13 protein-coding genes are annotated in these 13,700 nt (G+C 70.9%); 8 read left to right on the top strand and 5 right to left on the bottom strand.

What is annotated here, in order from left to right:
• Positions 1 to 55: 55 nt before the first annotated feature.
• Entirely contained in the window at positions 56 to 370 is a 315-nt protein-coding gene (gene groES, locus GA0070608_RS13855) for a co-chaperone GroES (RefSeq protein ID WP_091627901.1), read from the bottom strand.
• Positions 371 to 619: 249 nt separating this feature from the next.
• On the opposite strand from groES, the gene GA0070608_RS13850 reads away from it, so the two are divergent.
• The 6 genes from GA0070608_RS13850 (at position 620) to GA0070608_RS13825 (ending at position 7,097) form a co-directional block, all read left to right on the top strand.
• Positions 620 to 1,843 (top strand): THUMP-like domain-containing protein, encoded by a 1,224-nt coding sequence (locus GA0070608_RS13850; RefSeq protein ID WP_091627899.1) that lies wholly within the window; start codon positions 620 to 622, stop codon positions 1,841 to 1,843.
• 82 nt (positions 1,844 to 1,925) lie between these two features.
• Positions 1,926 to 2,405: a Cys-tRNA(Pro) deacylase gene (gene ybaK, locus GA0070608_RS13845; RefSeq protein WP_091627897.1), complete on the top strand. Its 480-nt coding sequence runs from the start codon at positions 1,926 to 1,928 to the stop codon at positions 2,403 to 2,405.
• Positions 2,406 to 2,601: 196 nt separating this feature from the next.
• A complete protein-coding gene (locus tag GA0070608_RS13840; RefSeq protein ID WP_091627895.1) occupies positions 2,602 to 3,702 on the top strand; it encodes a sugar ABC transporter substrate-binding protein in 1,101 nt (366 codons plus the stop codon).
• A gap of 105 nt (positions 3,703 to 3,807) precedes the next feature.
• Positions 3,808 to 4,632: an ATP-binding cassette domain-containing protein gene (locus tag GA0070608_RS13835; protein ID WP_091627893.1), complete on the top strand. Its 825-nt coding sequence runs from the start codon at positions 3,808 to 3,810 to the stop codon at positions 4,630 to 4,632.
• The gene (locus GA0070608_RS13830; protein ID WP_091627891.1) at positions 4,629 to 5,888 is read left to right on the top strand and encodes a sugar ABC transporter permease; all 1,260 of its coding nucleotides are present in this window, start codon (positions 4,629 to 4,631) and stop codon (positions 5,886 to 5,888) included. Before GA0070608_RS13835 ends, GA0070608_RS13830 begins: the two co-directional genes overlap by 4 nt.
• A gap of 27 nt (positions 5,889 to 5,915) precedes the next feature.
• Positions 5,916 to 7,097, top strand: coding sequence for an ROK family protein (locus GA0070608_RS13825; protein ID WP_091627886.1), 1,182 nt, complete (start codon positions 5,916 to 5,918; stop codon positions 7,095 to 7,097).
• 383 nt (positions 7,098 to 7,480) lie between these two features.
• Here GA0070608_RS13825 and GA0070608_RS13820 read toward each other — a convergent pair whose 3' ends face one another.
• Complete coding sequence (locus GA0070608_RS13820) at positions 7,481 to 8,224, bottom strand: SDR family NAD(P)-dependent oxidoreductase (RefSeq protein ID WP_091627881.1); 744 nt, start codon at positions 8,222 to 8,224, stop codon at positions 7,481 to 7,483.
• 451 nt (positions 8,225 to 8,675) lie between these two features.
• On the opposite strand from GA0070608_RS13820, the gene GA0070608_RS13815 reads away from it, so the two are divergent.
• Together GA0070608_RS13815 and GA0070608_RS13810 are read left to right on the top strand one after the other, a co-directional pair.
• Complete coding sequence (locus GA0070608_RS13815; protein WP_091627879.1) at positions 8,676 to 9,629, top strand: serine hydrolase domain-containing protein; 954 nt, start codon at positions 8,676 to 8,678, stop codon at positions 9,627 to 9,629.
• 355 nt (positions 9,630 to 9,984) lie between these two features.
• Positions 9,985 to 10,272 carry a hypothetical protein gene (locus GA0070608_RS13810; protein ID WP_225851988.1) on the top strand — a complete coding sequence of 96 codons (288 nt, stop codon included), beginning with the start codon at positions 9,985 to 9,987 and terminating at the stop codon, positions 10,270 to 10,272.
• A gap of 166 nt (positions 10,273 to 10,438) precedes the next feature.
• Here GA0070608_RS13810 and GA0070608_RS13805 read toward each other — a convergent pair whose 3' ends face one another.
• The 3 genes from GA0070608_RS13805 to GA0070608_RS13795 form a co-directional block, all read right to left on the bottom strand.
• Positions 10,439 to 10,879 carry a hypothetical protein gene (locus GA0070608_RS13805; protein WP_091627877.1) on the bottom strand — a complete coding sequence of 147 codons (441 nt, stop codon included), beginning with the start codon at positions 10,877 to 10,879 and terminating at the stop codon, positions 10,439 to 10,441.
• Between the two features lie 188 nt (positions 10,880 to 11,067).
• Positions 11,068 to 11,742: a nucleoside/nucleotide kinase family protein gene (locus tag GA0070608_RS13800; protein WP_091627875.1), complete on the bottom strand. Its 675-nt coding sequence runs from the start codon at positions 11,740 to 11,742 to the stop codon at positions 11,068 to 11,070.
• A gap of 252 nt (positions 11,743 to 11,994) precedes the next feature.
• On the bottom strand, positions 11,995 to 13,572 hold the full coding sequence (locus tag GA0070608_RS13795) for a Na+/H+ antiporter (RefSeq protein ID WP_091627873.1): 1,578 nt from the start codon (positions 13,570 to 13,572) through the stop codon (positions 11,995 to 11,997).
• Positions 13,573 to 13,700: the final 128 nt, after the last annotated feature.

Here is a 13,700-nt window from a genome sequence, read left to right as displayed (position 1 = left end):
GCGACGTCGCCCCGGCCCGGCGAGCCGGACCGGGGCGACGACACTGATCGGTTGCTTACTTCTCGATGACCGCGAGGACGTCGCGGGCGGAGAGCACCAGGTACTCCTCGCCGGCGTACTTGACCTCGGTGCCGCCGTACTTCGAGTAGAGGACGGTGTCGCCGACGGAGACGTCAACCGGAACCCGGTTGCCCTTGTCGTCGATCCGGCCCGGGCCGACAGCGAGGACAGTGCCCTCCTGCGGCTTCTCCTTGGCGGTGTCGGGGATCACGATGCCCGACGCCGTGGTGGTCTCAGCCTCGTTCGCCTGGACCACGATGCGGTCCTCGAGCGGCTTGATCGCAACCTTGGTCGCGGTAGTCACGGGCATACCCTCCTGGGGTACTGGTTTCGTTACTGGCCGGCAAGCCGGTCAGCGTCAATCTGCCACATGCCACCGGGCGGGGCCGTCGTCGCGGGTGCCGGTCCGCCTGGCGTTCAGCGCCCGGGCCACGAGACCCGGAAGCTGGCACCCTCAGGGTGAGAGTGCTAATCGCAGGTTATTCCTCGGCTAGCACTCCGTCAAGGAGAGTGCCAGCCCGCCGACCGGCGCGTCGGGCCCGCCGACCACAATGAACGAGTGGATCTCGATCAGTTCGCCGCCCTGCGTACGCCCGAGGGGTCGGCCGCGCTCGACGCGGCCACGCGGGTGGCCGGCGGTGATCCGCTGACCGCGGCGGCCGCGCTCCGCTCAGCCGGACTGCCGGCCGGCCTGGCCGCCGCCGCGCTCACCCAGGCCGAGCTAAGACGCCGGGCGGTCGGCAAGTTCGGGCCGGCGGCGGCGGGGATGTTCCTCACCCGGGCCGGGCTGGAACAGGCCACCCGGGGCGTGGTCGCGGCGCGGCGGGCCGAGCGGCTGCGGGCGGCCGGGGTGCACGCCCTCGCCGACCTCGGCTGCGGCCTCGGCGCGGACGCGCTCGCCGCCGCCCGCGCCGGCCTCCGGGTGTACGGCGTGGAAGCCGACCCGGTGACCGCCGCGATGGCCGCCGCGAACGCCGAGGCGGCCGGGCTGGCCGAGAGGTTCACCGTGGAGTGCGGCGACGCCACGGCATTCGACGTACGCCGGGTCGACGGGGTGTTCTGCGACCCGGCACGCCGGAAGGCGGGCACCGGGCGGCGGATCTTCGACCCGAACGCCTACTCCCCACCCTGGGACTTCGTGGTCGGGCTGGCCGAACGGGTGCCGCACACCGTGGTGAAGGTGGCGCCCGGCATCGACCACGCGCTGATTCCCGCAGGTGCCGAGGCGGAGTGGGTGAGCGTCGACGGCGACCTCGTCGAGGCGGCCATGTGGTGCGGCCGGCTCGCCGAGACCCCCCGCCGAGCCACCCTGCTGCGCGGTAGGGAAGGGCGCTCTCTCGACGCCTCCGGCAGAGGAAGGGTCCCCTGCCATCAGTTGACGGGTGCCGGCGACGCCGAGGCGGCCGTCGGCCCGGCACGCCGCTTCCTGTACGACCCGGACCCGGCGGTGGTCCGCGCGCACCTGGTCGCGGAGCTGGCCGACATCCTGGGCGCCACGCTGGCCGACCCGAGCATCGCCTACCTCTACGCGGACTCGCCGACGCCGACGCCGTTCGCCCGCTGCCTGGAGGTCACCGACGTGCTGCCGTTCTCGCTCAAGCGGCTGCGCGCGCTGCTGCGCGAGCGCCGGGTCGGGCGGGTGGAGATCCTCAAGCGCGGGTCCGCGCTGGAGCCGGAGAAGCTGCGGCGGGACCTGAGGCTGGCCGGCGACGAGGGGGCCAGCCTGGTGCTGACCCGGGTCGCCGGGGCACCGACTGTGCTGGTCTGCCGGCCGCTCGGGTAGTACGCGAGACCGTGGGCGCCGGCGTCGACCGCCTGGCCCTTTCGGCTCGCGGGTCGCGCCGCCCCGGGTTAGCTTGACGGTCATGGCGGGACAGGGCACTCCGGCGACCGCGCTGCTGACGAAGCGGAAGATCGCCCACAGCACCCATCCGTACGAGGTCTCCCCGGACGTGCCGAACTACGGCGCGCTGGTCGCGGCGGCACTGGGGGTGCCGCCGGAGCGGGTGTTCAAGTCGCTGGTCGCCGAGGTCGACGGCGCGCTGACCGTGGCGGTCGTGCCGGTCACCGGCGAGTTGGACCTCAAGGCGCTCGCCGCGGCGGTCGGCGGCAAGCGGGCCGCCATGGCCGACCGGGCGGTGGCCGAGCGGGCCACCGGCTACGTGCGCGGCGGGATCAGCCCGCTCGGCCAGCGTCGGCGGCTGCCCACGGTGCTCGACTCGTCGGCGCTCGACCATCCCACCGTCTACGTCTCGGCGGGCCGGCGCGGCCTCCAACTCCAGCTCGCCCCGCAGGACCTGGTCGCCCTCACCGGGGCGGCCACGGCCCCGCTGTCCGCCCGCTGAGCTGGGCCGTTTCCCCCGCTGACGGGAGAGCGCTCCCGCGTGGACGGCGGGCGAGGTGTCAGGGACGTTGCTGAATTGTTACTGCCGACAACAAACTCGCCACCTCGGCACTCTTGTGCCTGAAGCGTGACGCGGAATACGTTGCCGGACACAACAAACCAAACTTCATCCCCCACCCCCCGAAAGGACCCTGCACATGCGCAAGGGCTTCCTCACCTTCGCCGCCGTGGGCCTGCTCGCCACCGGCAGCATGGCCGCCTGCGGCGACGAGTCCGGCAGCGGTGACCAGGCCGGCGGCAGCGACAAGGCCCCGAAGATCGGCGTGATCCTGCCGGACAGCAAGTCCTCCGCCCGCTGGGAGGGCGCGGACCGCAAGTTCCTGGAGGAGGCGTTCAAGGCTGCCGGCGTCCAGTACGACATCCAGAACGCCCTGGGCGACAAGAGCGCGTTCCAGACCATCGCCGACCAGATGATCACCAACGGCGTGACCGCCCTGATGATCGTGAACCTGGACTCCGGCACCGGCAAGGCCGTGCTCGACAAGGCCAAGTCGCAGGGCGTGGCGACCATCGACTACGACCGGCTCACGCTGGGTGGCTCGGCCACCTACTACGTCAGCTTCGACAACGAGGCCGTCGGCAAGCTCCAGGGCGAGGGCCTGAGCAAGTGCCTGACCGACAAGGGCGTCAAGAGCCCGGTCGTGGCGTACCTCAACGGCTCCCCGACCGACAACAACGCCACCCTGTTCAAGAACGGGTACGACTCGGTGCTCAAGCCGAAGTTCGACTCGAAGGAGTACGCCAAGGGCCCGGACCAGAACGTTCCGGAGTGGGACAACGCCCAGGCCGCCACCATCTTCGAGCAGATGCTGACCCAGACCGGCGGCAAGATCGACGGCGTGCTCTCCGCCAACGACGGTCTCGGCAACGCGGCCATCTCGGTGCTGAAGAAGAACAAGCTCAACGGCAAGGTCCCGGTGACCGGCCAGGACGCCACCCCGCAGGGCCTGCAGAACATCCTCGCCGGCGACCAGTGCATGACCGTCTACAAGGCGATCCGGGAGGAGGCGAAGGCCGCCTCGGACCTGGCCATCGCGGTGGCGAAGGGTGAGAAGAAGGAGACCCCTCAGACGGTCAAGGACCCGGAGGGTGGCCGGGACGTCCCGGCGGTGCTGCTGACCCCGAAGCCGATCTACAAGGAGAACGTCAAGGACGTCATCGCCGACGGCTTCGTCACCAAGGACGAGGTCTGCGGCGGGGCGTACGCCAAGCTCTGCGCCGACGCCGGCATCAGCTGACCCGTATCCGATCCACGCGCACGCCGCCCGGCACGGACCCTGTGCCGGGCGGCGGCTCGCGCCGGACGGGATCCGAGACCTTCCCTCCACCTGAAGGAGACCCCCGTGTCCGCAACCCCCCTGCTGGAACTACGCGGGATCGACAAGAGCTTCGGTCCCGTCCAGGTCCTGCGCGACGTCGCGTTCGCCGCCCACCCGGGCGAGGTGACCGCGCTGGTCGGCGACAACGGCGCCGGCAAGTCGACCCTCGTCAAGTGCATCAGTGGCATCTACCCCACCGACGCCGGTGAGTTTCTCTTCGACGGTCGGCCGGTCAACATCAACAGCCCCCGCGACGCCGCCGCGCTCGGCATCGAGGTCGTCTACCAGGACCTCGCGCTCTGCGACAACCTCGACATCGTGCAGAACATGTTCCTCGGCCGGGAGAAGCACAGCGGCATCGTGCTCGACGAGCCGACCATGGAGCAGATGGCCGCCGACACCCTCGCCGGGCTGAGCGTACGCACCGTGAAGTCGCTGCGGCAGCACGTCTCCAGCCTCTCCGGCGGCCAGCGCCAGACCGTGGCGATCGCCAAGGCGGTGCTCTGGAACAGCAGGCTCGTCATCCTCGACGAGCCGACCGCCGCGCTCGGCGTCGCGCAGACCGCCCAGGTGCTCGAACTGGTCCGCCGGCTCGCCGACAACGGCCTGGCCGTCGTGCTCATCTCGCACAACATGAACGACGTCTTCGCCGTCTCCGACCGGATCGCCGCGCTCTACCTCGGCCAGATGGTCGCCCAGGTGAAGACCACCGACATCACCCACTCGCAGGTGGTCGAACTGATCACCGCCGGCCGCTCCGGCGGGCTCGGGCTCGCCGCCGAACCGGCCAACGGCGGCAACGGACACGGCGCGGAGCCGGCCGACAGCAACCCAGGAGGCGTCCGATGACCACCACCGTCGTGCACAAGGACGGCCCGGGGGCCGGCACACCGCCGCCCACCCTCGGCAGCCACGTCCGCAACTACGTCAGCCGGGTACGCGGCGGCGACATCGGCGCGCTGCCCGCCGTACTCGGCCTGGTCGTGCTCTGCACGGTCTTCTCGATCATGCGGCCGTCGTTCCTCACCGCCGGCAACTTCGCCAACCTGTTCACCCAGGGCGCCGCGGTCACCCTGATCGCGATGGGGTTGGTCTTCGTCCTGCTGCTCGGCGAGATCGACCTCTCCGCCGGCTTCGCCAGCGGGGTCTGCGCCGCCGTCCTCGCCAACGTCGTCACCGTGCTCGGCTACCCCTGGTACGTGGCCGTGCTCGCCGCGATCGTCACCGGCGTGGCGATCGGCACCAGCCTCGGCTTCCTGGTCGCGAAGATCGGCATCCCGTCCTTCGTGGTGACCCTCGCCGGGTTCCTCGCCTTCCAGGGCATCGTGCTGATGCTGATGGAGGAGGGCACCAACATCTCGGTCCGGGACGAGGTGCTGGTGGCCATCGCCAACCGCAACCTCTCCCCCGTCCTCGGCTGGCTGCTGGCCGCCGTGGCCGTCGCCGGCTACGCGGCCGTGCAACTGCTCCGGCACCGTACCCGGGCCGCCCGGGGCCTGGTCACCGACCCGATCGCGGTGGTTTTCGCCCGGATCGGCGGGCTGGCGCTCATCCTCGGCGCGGCGGTCTTCATCCTCAACCTGGAGCGCAGCCGCAACATCGTGATCAGCTCCCTCAAGGGTGTGCCGATCGTGGTGCCGATCATCGCGGTGCTGCTGGTCTTCTGGACCTTCGTGCTCCAGCGCACCAGCTACGGCCGGCACGTGTACGCCGTCGGCGGCAACAAGGAGGCGGCCCGCCGGGCGGGCATCGACGTGGACCGGATCCGCATCTCGGTCTTCGTGATCTGTTCCTCGATGGCGGCCGTCGGCGGCATCGTCGCCGCCAGCCGGGCCAACTCGGTGGACCCCAACACGGGTGGCAGTAACGTACTGCTCTACGCGGTCGGCGCGGCGGTCATCGGAGGCACCAGCCTCTTCGGCGGCAAGGGCCGGGTGCTCGACGCCGTCCTCGGTGGCGCGGTCGTCGCGGTCATCGACAACGGGATGGGCCTGATGGGATACAGCTCGGGGGTGAAGTACGTGGTCACCGGCGTGGTACTGCTGCTCGCCGCGAGCGTGGACGCGTTCTCCCGCCGGCGTTCCACCGCCACCGGCAACCGCTGAGCACCGGCACCGGAAGTGACGACAGCGATGCGCGCGGGACCGAGCCAGGACGACATCCGTCGGCAGAACCTGGGCGCGCTGCTGCGGTACGTGCACGTGCACGGGGCCACCACCCGGGCCGAACTCACCACCACGCTCGGGCTCAACCGCAGCACCATCGGCGCGCTGACCGCCGACCTGGCCGGCGCGGGGCTGGTCAGCGAGGGGACACCGAAGGAGACCGGCCGGGCCGGGCGACCGTCGCTGGTCGTCCGGCCCGAGTCGGACCGGGTGCACGCGTACGCGTACAGCATCGAGGTGGACCGGCTGCGGGCCGCGCGGATCGGTCTCGGCGGTGCGGTGCTCGACCGCCGGGAGCTGGACCGCCCCCGGGGCCTGACCGCCGCGGAGGCCGCCCCGCTGCTGGCCGGGGCGGTCAAGGAGATGCAGCAGGCCGTGCCGGCGGACGCCGTCTGCGTCGGCGCGGGTGTCGCGGTCTGCGGCATGGTGCGCCGCGACGACGGGCTGGTCCGGCTGGGGCCGACCACCGGGTGGGTGGACGAGCCGATCGGCGCGGCGCTCGGCGCCGAGCTGGGCTGCGAGGTGCCCGTCACGGTCGGCAACGTGGCCGACGTGGCGGCCTTCGCCGAGCACGCCCGGGGCGCGGCGGCCGGCTGTGACAACGTCATCTACCTGTACGGCGACGTGGGTGTCGGCGCCGGCATCATCGCCGGTGGGCGGCGGCTGACCGGGCACGGCGGCTACGGCGGCGAGGTCGGCCACATGGTCGTCGTCCGGGACGGCGCGCCCTGCGAGTGCGGCTCCCGGGGCTGCTGGGAGACCGAGATCGGCGAGCACGCGCTGCTCCGCGCGGCCGGCCGCTCCGACGCCCGGGGCCGCGACGCGCTGCTGGCCGTCTTCGACGCCGCCGACCGGGGCGACCTGCGGGCCCAGACGGCGGTACGCCAGGCCGGCGACTGGCTCGGCTTCGGGGTGGCCAACCTGGTGAACATCTTCAACCCCGAGATGGTGATCTTCGGCGGCGGCCTGCGGGACCTCTACCTCGCGTCGGCGGCCCAGGTGCGCAGCCGGCTCAACTCGGTCGCCCTGCCCGCCTGCCTGGAACACGTCCGGCTGCGCACCCCGAAACTCGGCGACGACGCGGCGCTGATCGGCGCCGCCGAGCTGGCCTTCGAACGCCTGCTCGCCGACCCGCTCGACGCCGGCTGACCCGGACCGCCCCGGCCGGGGCGGACTCGGTGACTACGCAGGGTGACAGCAGGGCCATCCGGTGGCACCCGACGCCGTCACCGTGCATCTGTACGCCAGCCGCGGCTGAAGCCCCGGACATCCTCTAGCCGCAGAGCGGGCGGGATACGGGACATCACGTACAGGTCCGGCACTGTTGGGCTGTCGCACATCATCCTGGTCGCGTCGTCGTCGACCTGCTGGACCTGATCGTGGTCACGGCATCAGATGGACGCGGATCCGTCTGGCCGTAACCGCCGCATCCTCCAGGACGGCCAGCCGGGGCTCGGCGGAGGTACGGCCCGTCCCCGGCGAGACGGGTGGGGACGGGCCGTGGTGGTGCGAGAGGATGGGTGGGGCGATGATCAGATAGCGAAGCCGCCGTCGACGTTGACCGTTGCGCCGGTGATGTAGCGTCCGTCCGGTCCGGCGAGGAATGCGACCGTGGCGGCCACGTCCGATGGCTGCGCGTAGTGGCCGAGGGCGGTGAATCCGTTGATCGTGTCGGCGTTCGGGCCGTCGGCGGGGTTCAGCTCGGTGTCGGTGGCGCCTGGGTTCACCAGGTTCACGGTGATCGCCCTGCCGCCGAGTTCGCGTCCGAGCGCTTTGGTCAGGCCGATCAGGGCGGTCTTGCTCATCGCGTAGAGCGAGAAGCCCGGAAAGACCGCGCGTTCGGCCACGTTGCTGCCGATGTTGATGATCCGGCCACCGGCCGACATGTGGCGTGCCGCGGCCTGTGAGGCGACGAACGGTGCCCGGACGTTGACCGCGACGGTCTGTTCGAACTGGTCCATCGTCAGTTGCTCGAGAGGGCCGAGCAGGAACGCGCCGGCATTGTTGATCAGGATGTCCAATCGACCCAGCTCACCGGCGGCCCGGTCCACCGCGGTGAGCACCGCCGCCGGGTCGGCGCTGTCCGCCTGCACGGCGATGGCCCGCCGTCCCGCAGCCTTGATCCGGTTTACCACGTCGTCGGCGCGCGGTTGATTCTGTTGGAACGTCAGCGCCACATCGGCGCCTTCCTCGGCCAGGCGTAACGCCACCGCCGCGCCGATGCCACGACCACCACCGGTGACCAGAGCGACCTTGCCGTCAAGTGCTTTGTTCATGACGGCAAGCCTGGCCGACCAGAGGCCAACCGTCCGGCGGTGATCGGACGTCGCGTTCGCGTCACCGGCGCCAACGTCCCAACGCACCGGCGACAACCATCCCCGACTCACTGCCGACCAGCTACCCGCTCATGCCGTCGTCCGGGCGATGTTCTCCGTCCTGGCATGCACCCCGACAGTAGAGCGTCGGGCGGATGTTGGGACGAGTACACCAGCCCGGCATCGAGCCGACCGGAGGCCACCGCTCGCTTCTGCCGCGAAGCGGTGCAGGCCATTCCATTGTTGATCGGCGGCTCCACCGTCCCGCGCCTTGTGGCAGAAAGTACGGCGCGCAGCCAGCGGTAACCGGTCTCTCAGAGAGTTCGCCGTCCTCCCGTGGCGGCTGCGGCCAGGCGGTGGCCCGGCTGCTGAAACTCATCAGCGTGGTCCGGCCACGGCATACTCGGGAGTCATGGGATTCGAAGAGGAGTGGCAGGACCTGGTTCCGGGTACCGACCGCGTTTCCGAAATCGGGGTCGCGGTCGGCGGGCTCGACGGTGACGTCTGGACTGCCGGTCACGACCTGCTGTTCCCGGCGTGCTCGATCAGCAAGCACGTCGCCGCGTTCGGCACGCTGCGGCTGGTCGCCGACGCGACCCTCGATCTCGACACCGACGTCAACGCCTACCTGTCCGCCTGGCAGCTGCCCGGAACCGGTACGGTAACCGTACGCCAACTCTTGGCCCACACCGCAGGCCTGACCAAGAACTGGTTCCCCGGGTACGCCGCAGGCAAGCTCGTGCCATCACTGCAGCAGATCCTGCGGGGTGAGCCACCGGCCAACACGCCCAGGGTCCGGCGCGAGCTGCCGCCGGGCACTGAATTCCGTTATTCAGGCAGCCACTACGCCGTTCTTGAGCAGCTCCTGACCGACGTGACTTCGACGCCGTTCGACAAGCTGATGGCGACGCTCGTGCTAGAACCGGTGGGCATGGCGGACAGCAGCTATGACCAGCACTTCCCGAACGAACACCGGGACCGTGCGGCCCGCGGCCACTGTGGCGGCACCCCCGTGCACGGCGGCTGGCATACGCAGCCGGAGATGGCCGGCGCTGGGCTGTGGAGTACCCCGGCGGACCTGGTGCGGCTGGAGCTGGAGATCGGCCGTGCCGCCGCCGGCGAATCCGCGCTACTGCCGCAGGATCTGGCCGCACAGATGCTGACCCCGCAGGTGCCCGGCGGGTTTGGTCTTGGCACCGAACTTGGCGCCGGGCGCTTCGGGCATACCGGGCAGAACACCGGCTACAGCTGCTTCTCGTTTGCCTGGCCGGTGTCGGGCACAGCGGTCGCCGTGATGATGAACGCCGAGGACTGCCACGACACGCTGCTCGCCCTCATCGAACTGGCCGGCCGCAACTACGGCTAACGCCGGCAGCGCCAACTCACCCAGCAATGCGGGCACGCAGACACTCTTCGAGAGAAGCTCCTCGACGAGGAGTGCGACGTCCTCTCATGCCACCGATCGTGCGCGCCGACAATCTGCGAGGCCGCTGGGCCTGGTGCGGGCAGGTCCGGACGCGGTGGCGAGACGTCGGCCGAGCCGGCGGTCTGTTGGCCGCCGAAGCTACAGGTTCGGCGACCGGGTCCAGCCCGGACCGCGGCCAACGCACGGTCGACCCAAGGGGTGAGAGCAGATCAAGGTCGCTCCCCCACGCGGCCGTTCGCGTTACGGAAAGTTGTCATGGCGCGAACGAGCGCAGTCCGGGATAGCCTTGGCGCATATGGCTACCTATCGCAGCGCCTCAGTGCTTCTCTCCTCGGACGGCACCAGGACCCCTGGCACCGCCGCACTCTTCGCCGAGCCCGCCCGCAAGGGTGGGACCCCGCCGTGGGCAGGCGACTTCCGACCCGCCAACAGCGCCGGCAATGGCCCCAAGAACGCGGTCGGGAAGACCTTCACGTTGGAGTTGCCCGACGGCAGCACCGGCAAGGTCGTGGTCCAGGGCCTCAAGAGCGGGAAGGGCGGCGTCGTGCTGGCGTTGATGGGCGAGGACGCACCCCCCTTCTGATCAGGAAACTGATCGCCGCCGACGCCACCGGCTGGAGACGGCCGGTGCGCGACCCGCCGATGTCAATGCGTTCGGATAGCTGCCGGGCGCATTGCCTCTCCCCGTGGCTGGGCGTCGCCGAAGGTCAGGCGTACCGTTCTCCCGGCCCACCGACCAGGGCCACCGGTCAGCGGCGGCCGGTGGCCAGGGCGACGAGGTACTGTCCGCCGCCCGCGTCGACGCTTGCGGTCACCGGCAGTCCGGGCACCAGCCGGGAGAACCGGTCGACCAGCCAGTCCGCCGCCTCCTGGGCGTCCTTCTTGCTCGGGCAGCGGGCGACCAGCTCGCGGCCACCCTTGCGTTCGAGGCGCTCGGCGACGGTGATCAGTGGCGCGGGCTCCACCACGTGCAGATGGTCCGGCCAGGCGATGACCACCTTGACCGCGCCCTTGCGGGTGTTGCAGGCACGGTGCGCGAGTCGCTCGGCGACCTTGGCCTTCTTGTCAGCGGTACGGCTGTCGACGCTGGGACCACGCGGGTCGTTCACCGACATGTCGGCGTCGACCGCCTCGTCGCACACCCAGCATCGCCAACTGTCACGCCTCGCGACGTCATCGAGAAGACTCATCCAAGAAAACTAGCCTGTCAGCCTCCGGCCAACGACAGCCCCGGCCGCATGGCGTACGCGGCAAGGGTGGCAAGGTCACCCGACTCCCGCACCACCATGCGCTACGACCGCGCCCGCAAGAACCTCGACGGCCACCCGCCGCCCACCCGGCCTCCGGAACATGACGAGCGACTCCGAATTGAGTGCGGTCAGTGTGTCTGGGTCTCCCAGACCGGCTGCTGGGGCTCGTCGTTGTGCACGATGATGTCGACGTGATCGGTCGGGCGGACCATAGCGAAGTAGAACTGTTGGGCGGGGATGTAACGCTCGCGCCAGCGCCGTTCGACTTCGGCCCGGGATGACACCCGGCGCTCTCGGATCACAGCACGATCCACGGTCTTCTCGAGCGCGGTCGACACGAAGATGCGCAGGTCCCACCGGTCGATCAGTTCCGGGCGCATGAGGAAGACGCCGTCGAAGACCAGCACGGCGTCGGCGGGGGCAGTCGTGACCGGTGGGGACAGCGCGGTATCCACGGTGCGGTCGTAGACCGCGTGTTGGAAGCGTCGATCTCCGCCCGGGCCGAGCGGATCGAGCAGAACCCGGTTCAGCGCGTCGTAGTCGTGGGTGTCGAAGTAGCAGCCTTCGGCCGAATACTCGCCGCGCGGATAGCGGTGCGCCCGGAGGAAGAGGAAATCGTCGATCGTCGCGCGGATGACATCGCGGCCCTGTTCGCGTAGGACGACAGCCAGCTCGTCGGCGAGGGTGGTCTTGCCTACGGCGGGCGGTCCGTCGATGGCGACCCGCGTCGGGTGTGTGACTGTGACGGACCCGACTGCCTCAGCCAGGCGGCCGAGCATCTCGTCGCGGGTTCCTTGGTCCACGTCCTGCCCCGTCCTACCCGCTCGGCCGACACCCGCGGGAAACCCGATGACCGTTTCCTGGACCCGCGTTCCTTCTGGAAGTCTGCGCCGAACCGCGCCGCGCGTCAGTCCCCCTCTGCTCTGCGGAAGATGACTACCGTCCGTGGTGTCGACGCTCCCCTGCCAGCTTCGTCACGGTGAGTATCGGCGGTGGGCGTCCGCTCAGCGGTCGGCCTGGGTCCCGGCATCTCCCGGGCAGGACGGTCGGCGGCACTAATCGCTGGGCTCCGGCCCCAGCAGCCGGATCTCCTCGATGTCGAGGACGGCCTGCACCTCCCGCAGGACGATGTCGTCGATCTCGTTCGAGTCCCGCAGCCTGGTGATCTCGCGTCGCTTGTGTTCGAGCACGGCGAGCCGCAGCCGCCGGTCGAGCTCCCGGGCCCGCTCCGCCGCCCGGCCCTCGTCGGCGGAGCGGACGTCGTCGAGGCTCTGCTCGTAGTCCGCCCGGATCCGGTCCACCGCGTCGGGTGCGGCACCGAGCCGGTCGGCGACATCGGGCAGCGCCGCCAGTGCCGCCTCGGTGGCGCGCGTCCGGGCCAGCCGCAGCTCGCCGAGCCGCCGGGAGTCGCCGACCAGACCCGCCCACCCGACGACGGCGGGCAGCGTGGGGCCCTGGATCAGCATCGTCAGCAGGATGACCACGGCGGTGGCGAAGATGATCAGGTCACGCTCGCGCACGGGTGCGCCGGTGGGCGTGGTCACCGGCACCGCGAGGGCGGCCGCGAGAGAGACCGCACCCCGGAAGCCCGCCCACCCGAGCGCCGTACGCACCCGCCAGTTGACCCGCTCGTCCTGCTGCGCCGCCCGGCGGTCGACGACCAGGAAGGCGAACGCCGCCAGGTGGATCCACAGCATCCGGGTCAGCACGACCACGCCGGTCGCCACCACGCCGACGACCAGCGCCCGCTGCACCGACAGGCTGGTGACGGCGCGCAGGGCGCGCGGAATCTGCAACCCGAGGAGCACGAACAGGCTCCCGTTGATCAGGAAGGTGGCGAGGTCCCAGAAGCCGTACGCCAGCACCCGGGAGCGGGCCCGGATGACCCGGGGGGCGGCGTACGACAGCATCAGGCCCACGACCACCACCGCCAGGACGCCGCTGGCGTGCACGAACTCGGCGAGGAGGAAGGCCACGAACGGCGTGAGGACGCTCAGGGCGCCCTCGCGCAGCGGATCGTCGAGGCGTCGCCGGACCAGGATCACCACCCCGCCGACCAGCAGGCCGGCGGCGATGCCGCCGACCGACGCGCCGACGAACCGCTCGGCCAGCCCGAGCACCCCCGGCTCGGTGCCACCCACGATCAGGCCCAGCCCGACGGAGAAGAGCACCAACGCGGTGCCGTCGTTGATCAGGCTCTCCGCGTGCAGGGTGGTCAGGATCCGGCGCGGCATCCGCTTGGCCAGGCCGGCGACCGCCGCGGCGTCGGTCGGCGCGAGCACCGCGCCGAGCACCCAGGCGGCGGCCGGGTCGATGCCGAACCGCTGCACGACGAGCGACACCGCGGCCATCGTCGCCACCACCAGTCCCACCGCGAGCAACGTGATCGCGAGGAGGTTGGTGCGGATCTCGCGGAGGCTGGTGGTGATGCTCTCCTTGTAGAGGATCGCCGGCAGGAACAGCAGCAGCACCACGTCGGGCTCCAGCACCACGTGGGACAGCGGCGGCAGGAGCGCGAGCAGCGCGCCCATCGTGATGAGCAGGACCGGGGGCGCCACGCTGTACCGCCCGCCGAGGGTGGTGCCGACCAGCACCGTGACGACCAGCACCACGATCAGTTCGAGACCACCCACGTCGCACCCCCGTCACCGGCCGGCGCCGTGGTGACGGGTGCGCGCCGGTCGCCTGCCGCTCCACCATCGTGGTACGGCGCTGCGACGCGGCACCGCCGAATCCCGAAACGGGGCCGCGCGGCGCGGTC

The sequence above is a fragment of the Micromonospora peucetia genome (assembly GCF_900091625.1).
Taxonomy (GTDB): Bacteria; Actinomycetota; Actinomycetes; order Mycobacteriales; family Micromonosporaceae; genus Micromonospora; species Micromonospora peucetia.
Note: the sequence above shows the minus strand (reverse complement) of the source record. Positions and strands in the feature narration are given on the sequence as shown.

Excerpts from the sequence above, each read along its gene's own strand:
- groES (WP_091627901.1), bottom strand. The coding sequence starts at position 370 with ATGCCCGTGACTACCGCGACCAAGGTTGCGATCAAGCCGCTCGAGGAC.
- ybaK (WP_091627897.1), top strand. The coding sequence starts at position 1,926 with ATGGCGGGACAGGGCACTCCGGCGACCGCGCTGCTGACGAAGCGGAAG.
- GA0070608_RS13840 (WP_091627895.1), top strand. The coding sequence starts at position 2,602 with ATGCGCAAGGGCTTCCTCACCTTCGCCGCCGTGGGCCTGCTCGCCACC.
- GA0070608_RS13830 (WP_091627891.1), top strand. The coding sequence starts at position 4,629 with ATGACCACCACCGTCGTGCACAAGGACGGCCCGGGGGCCGGCACACCG.
- GA0070608_RS13825 (WP_091627886.1), top strand. The coding sequence starts at position 5,916 with ATGCGCGCGGGACCGAGCCAGGACGACATCCGTCGGCAGAACCTGGGC.
- GA0070608_RS13820 (WP_091627881.1), bottom strand. The coding sequence starts at position 8,224 with ATGAACAAAGCACTTGACGGCAAGGTCGCTCTGGTCACCGGTGGTGGT.
- GA0070608_RS13815 (WP_091627879.1), top strand. The coding sequence starts at position 8,676 with ATGGGATTCGAAGAGGAGTGGCAGGACCTGGTTCCGGGTACCGACCGC.
- GA0070608_RS13810 (WP_225851988.1), top strand. The coding sequence starts at position 9,985 with ATGGCTACCTATCGCAGCGCCTCAGTGCTTCTCTCCTCGGACGGCACC.
- GA0070608_RS13805 (WP_091627877.1), bottom strand. The coding sequence starts at position 10,879 with ATGAGTCTTCTCGATGACGTCGCGAGGCGTGACAGTTGGCGATGCTGG.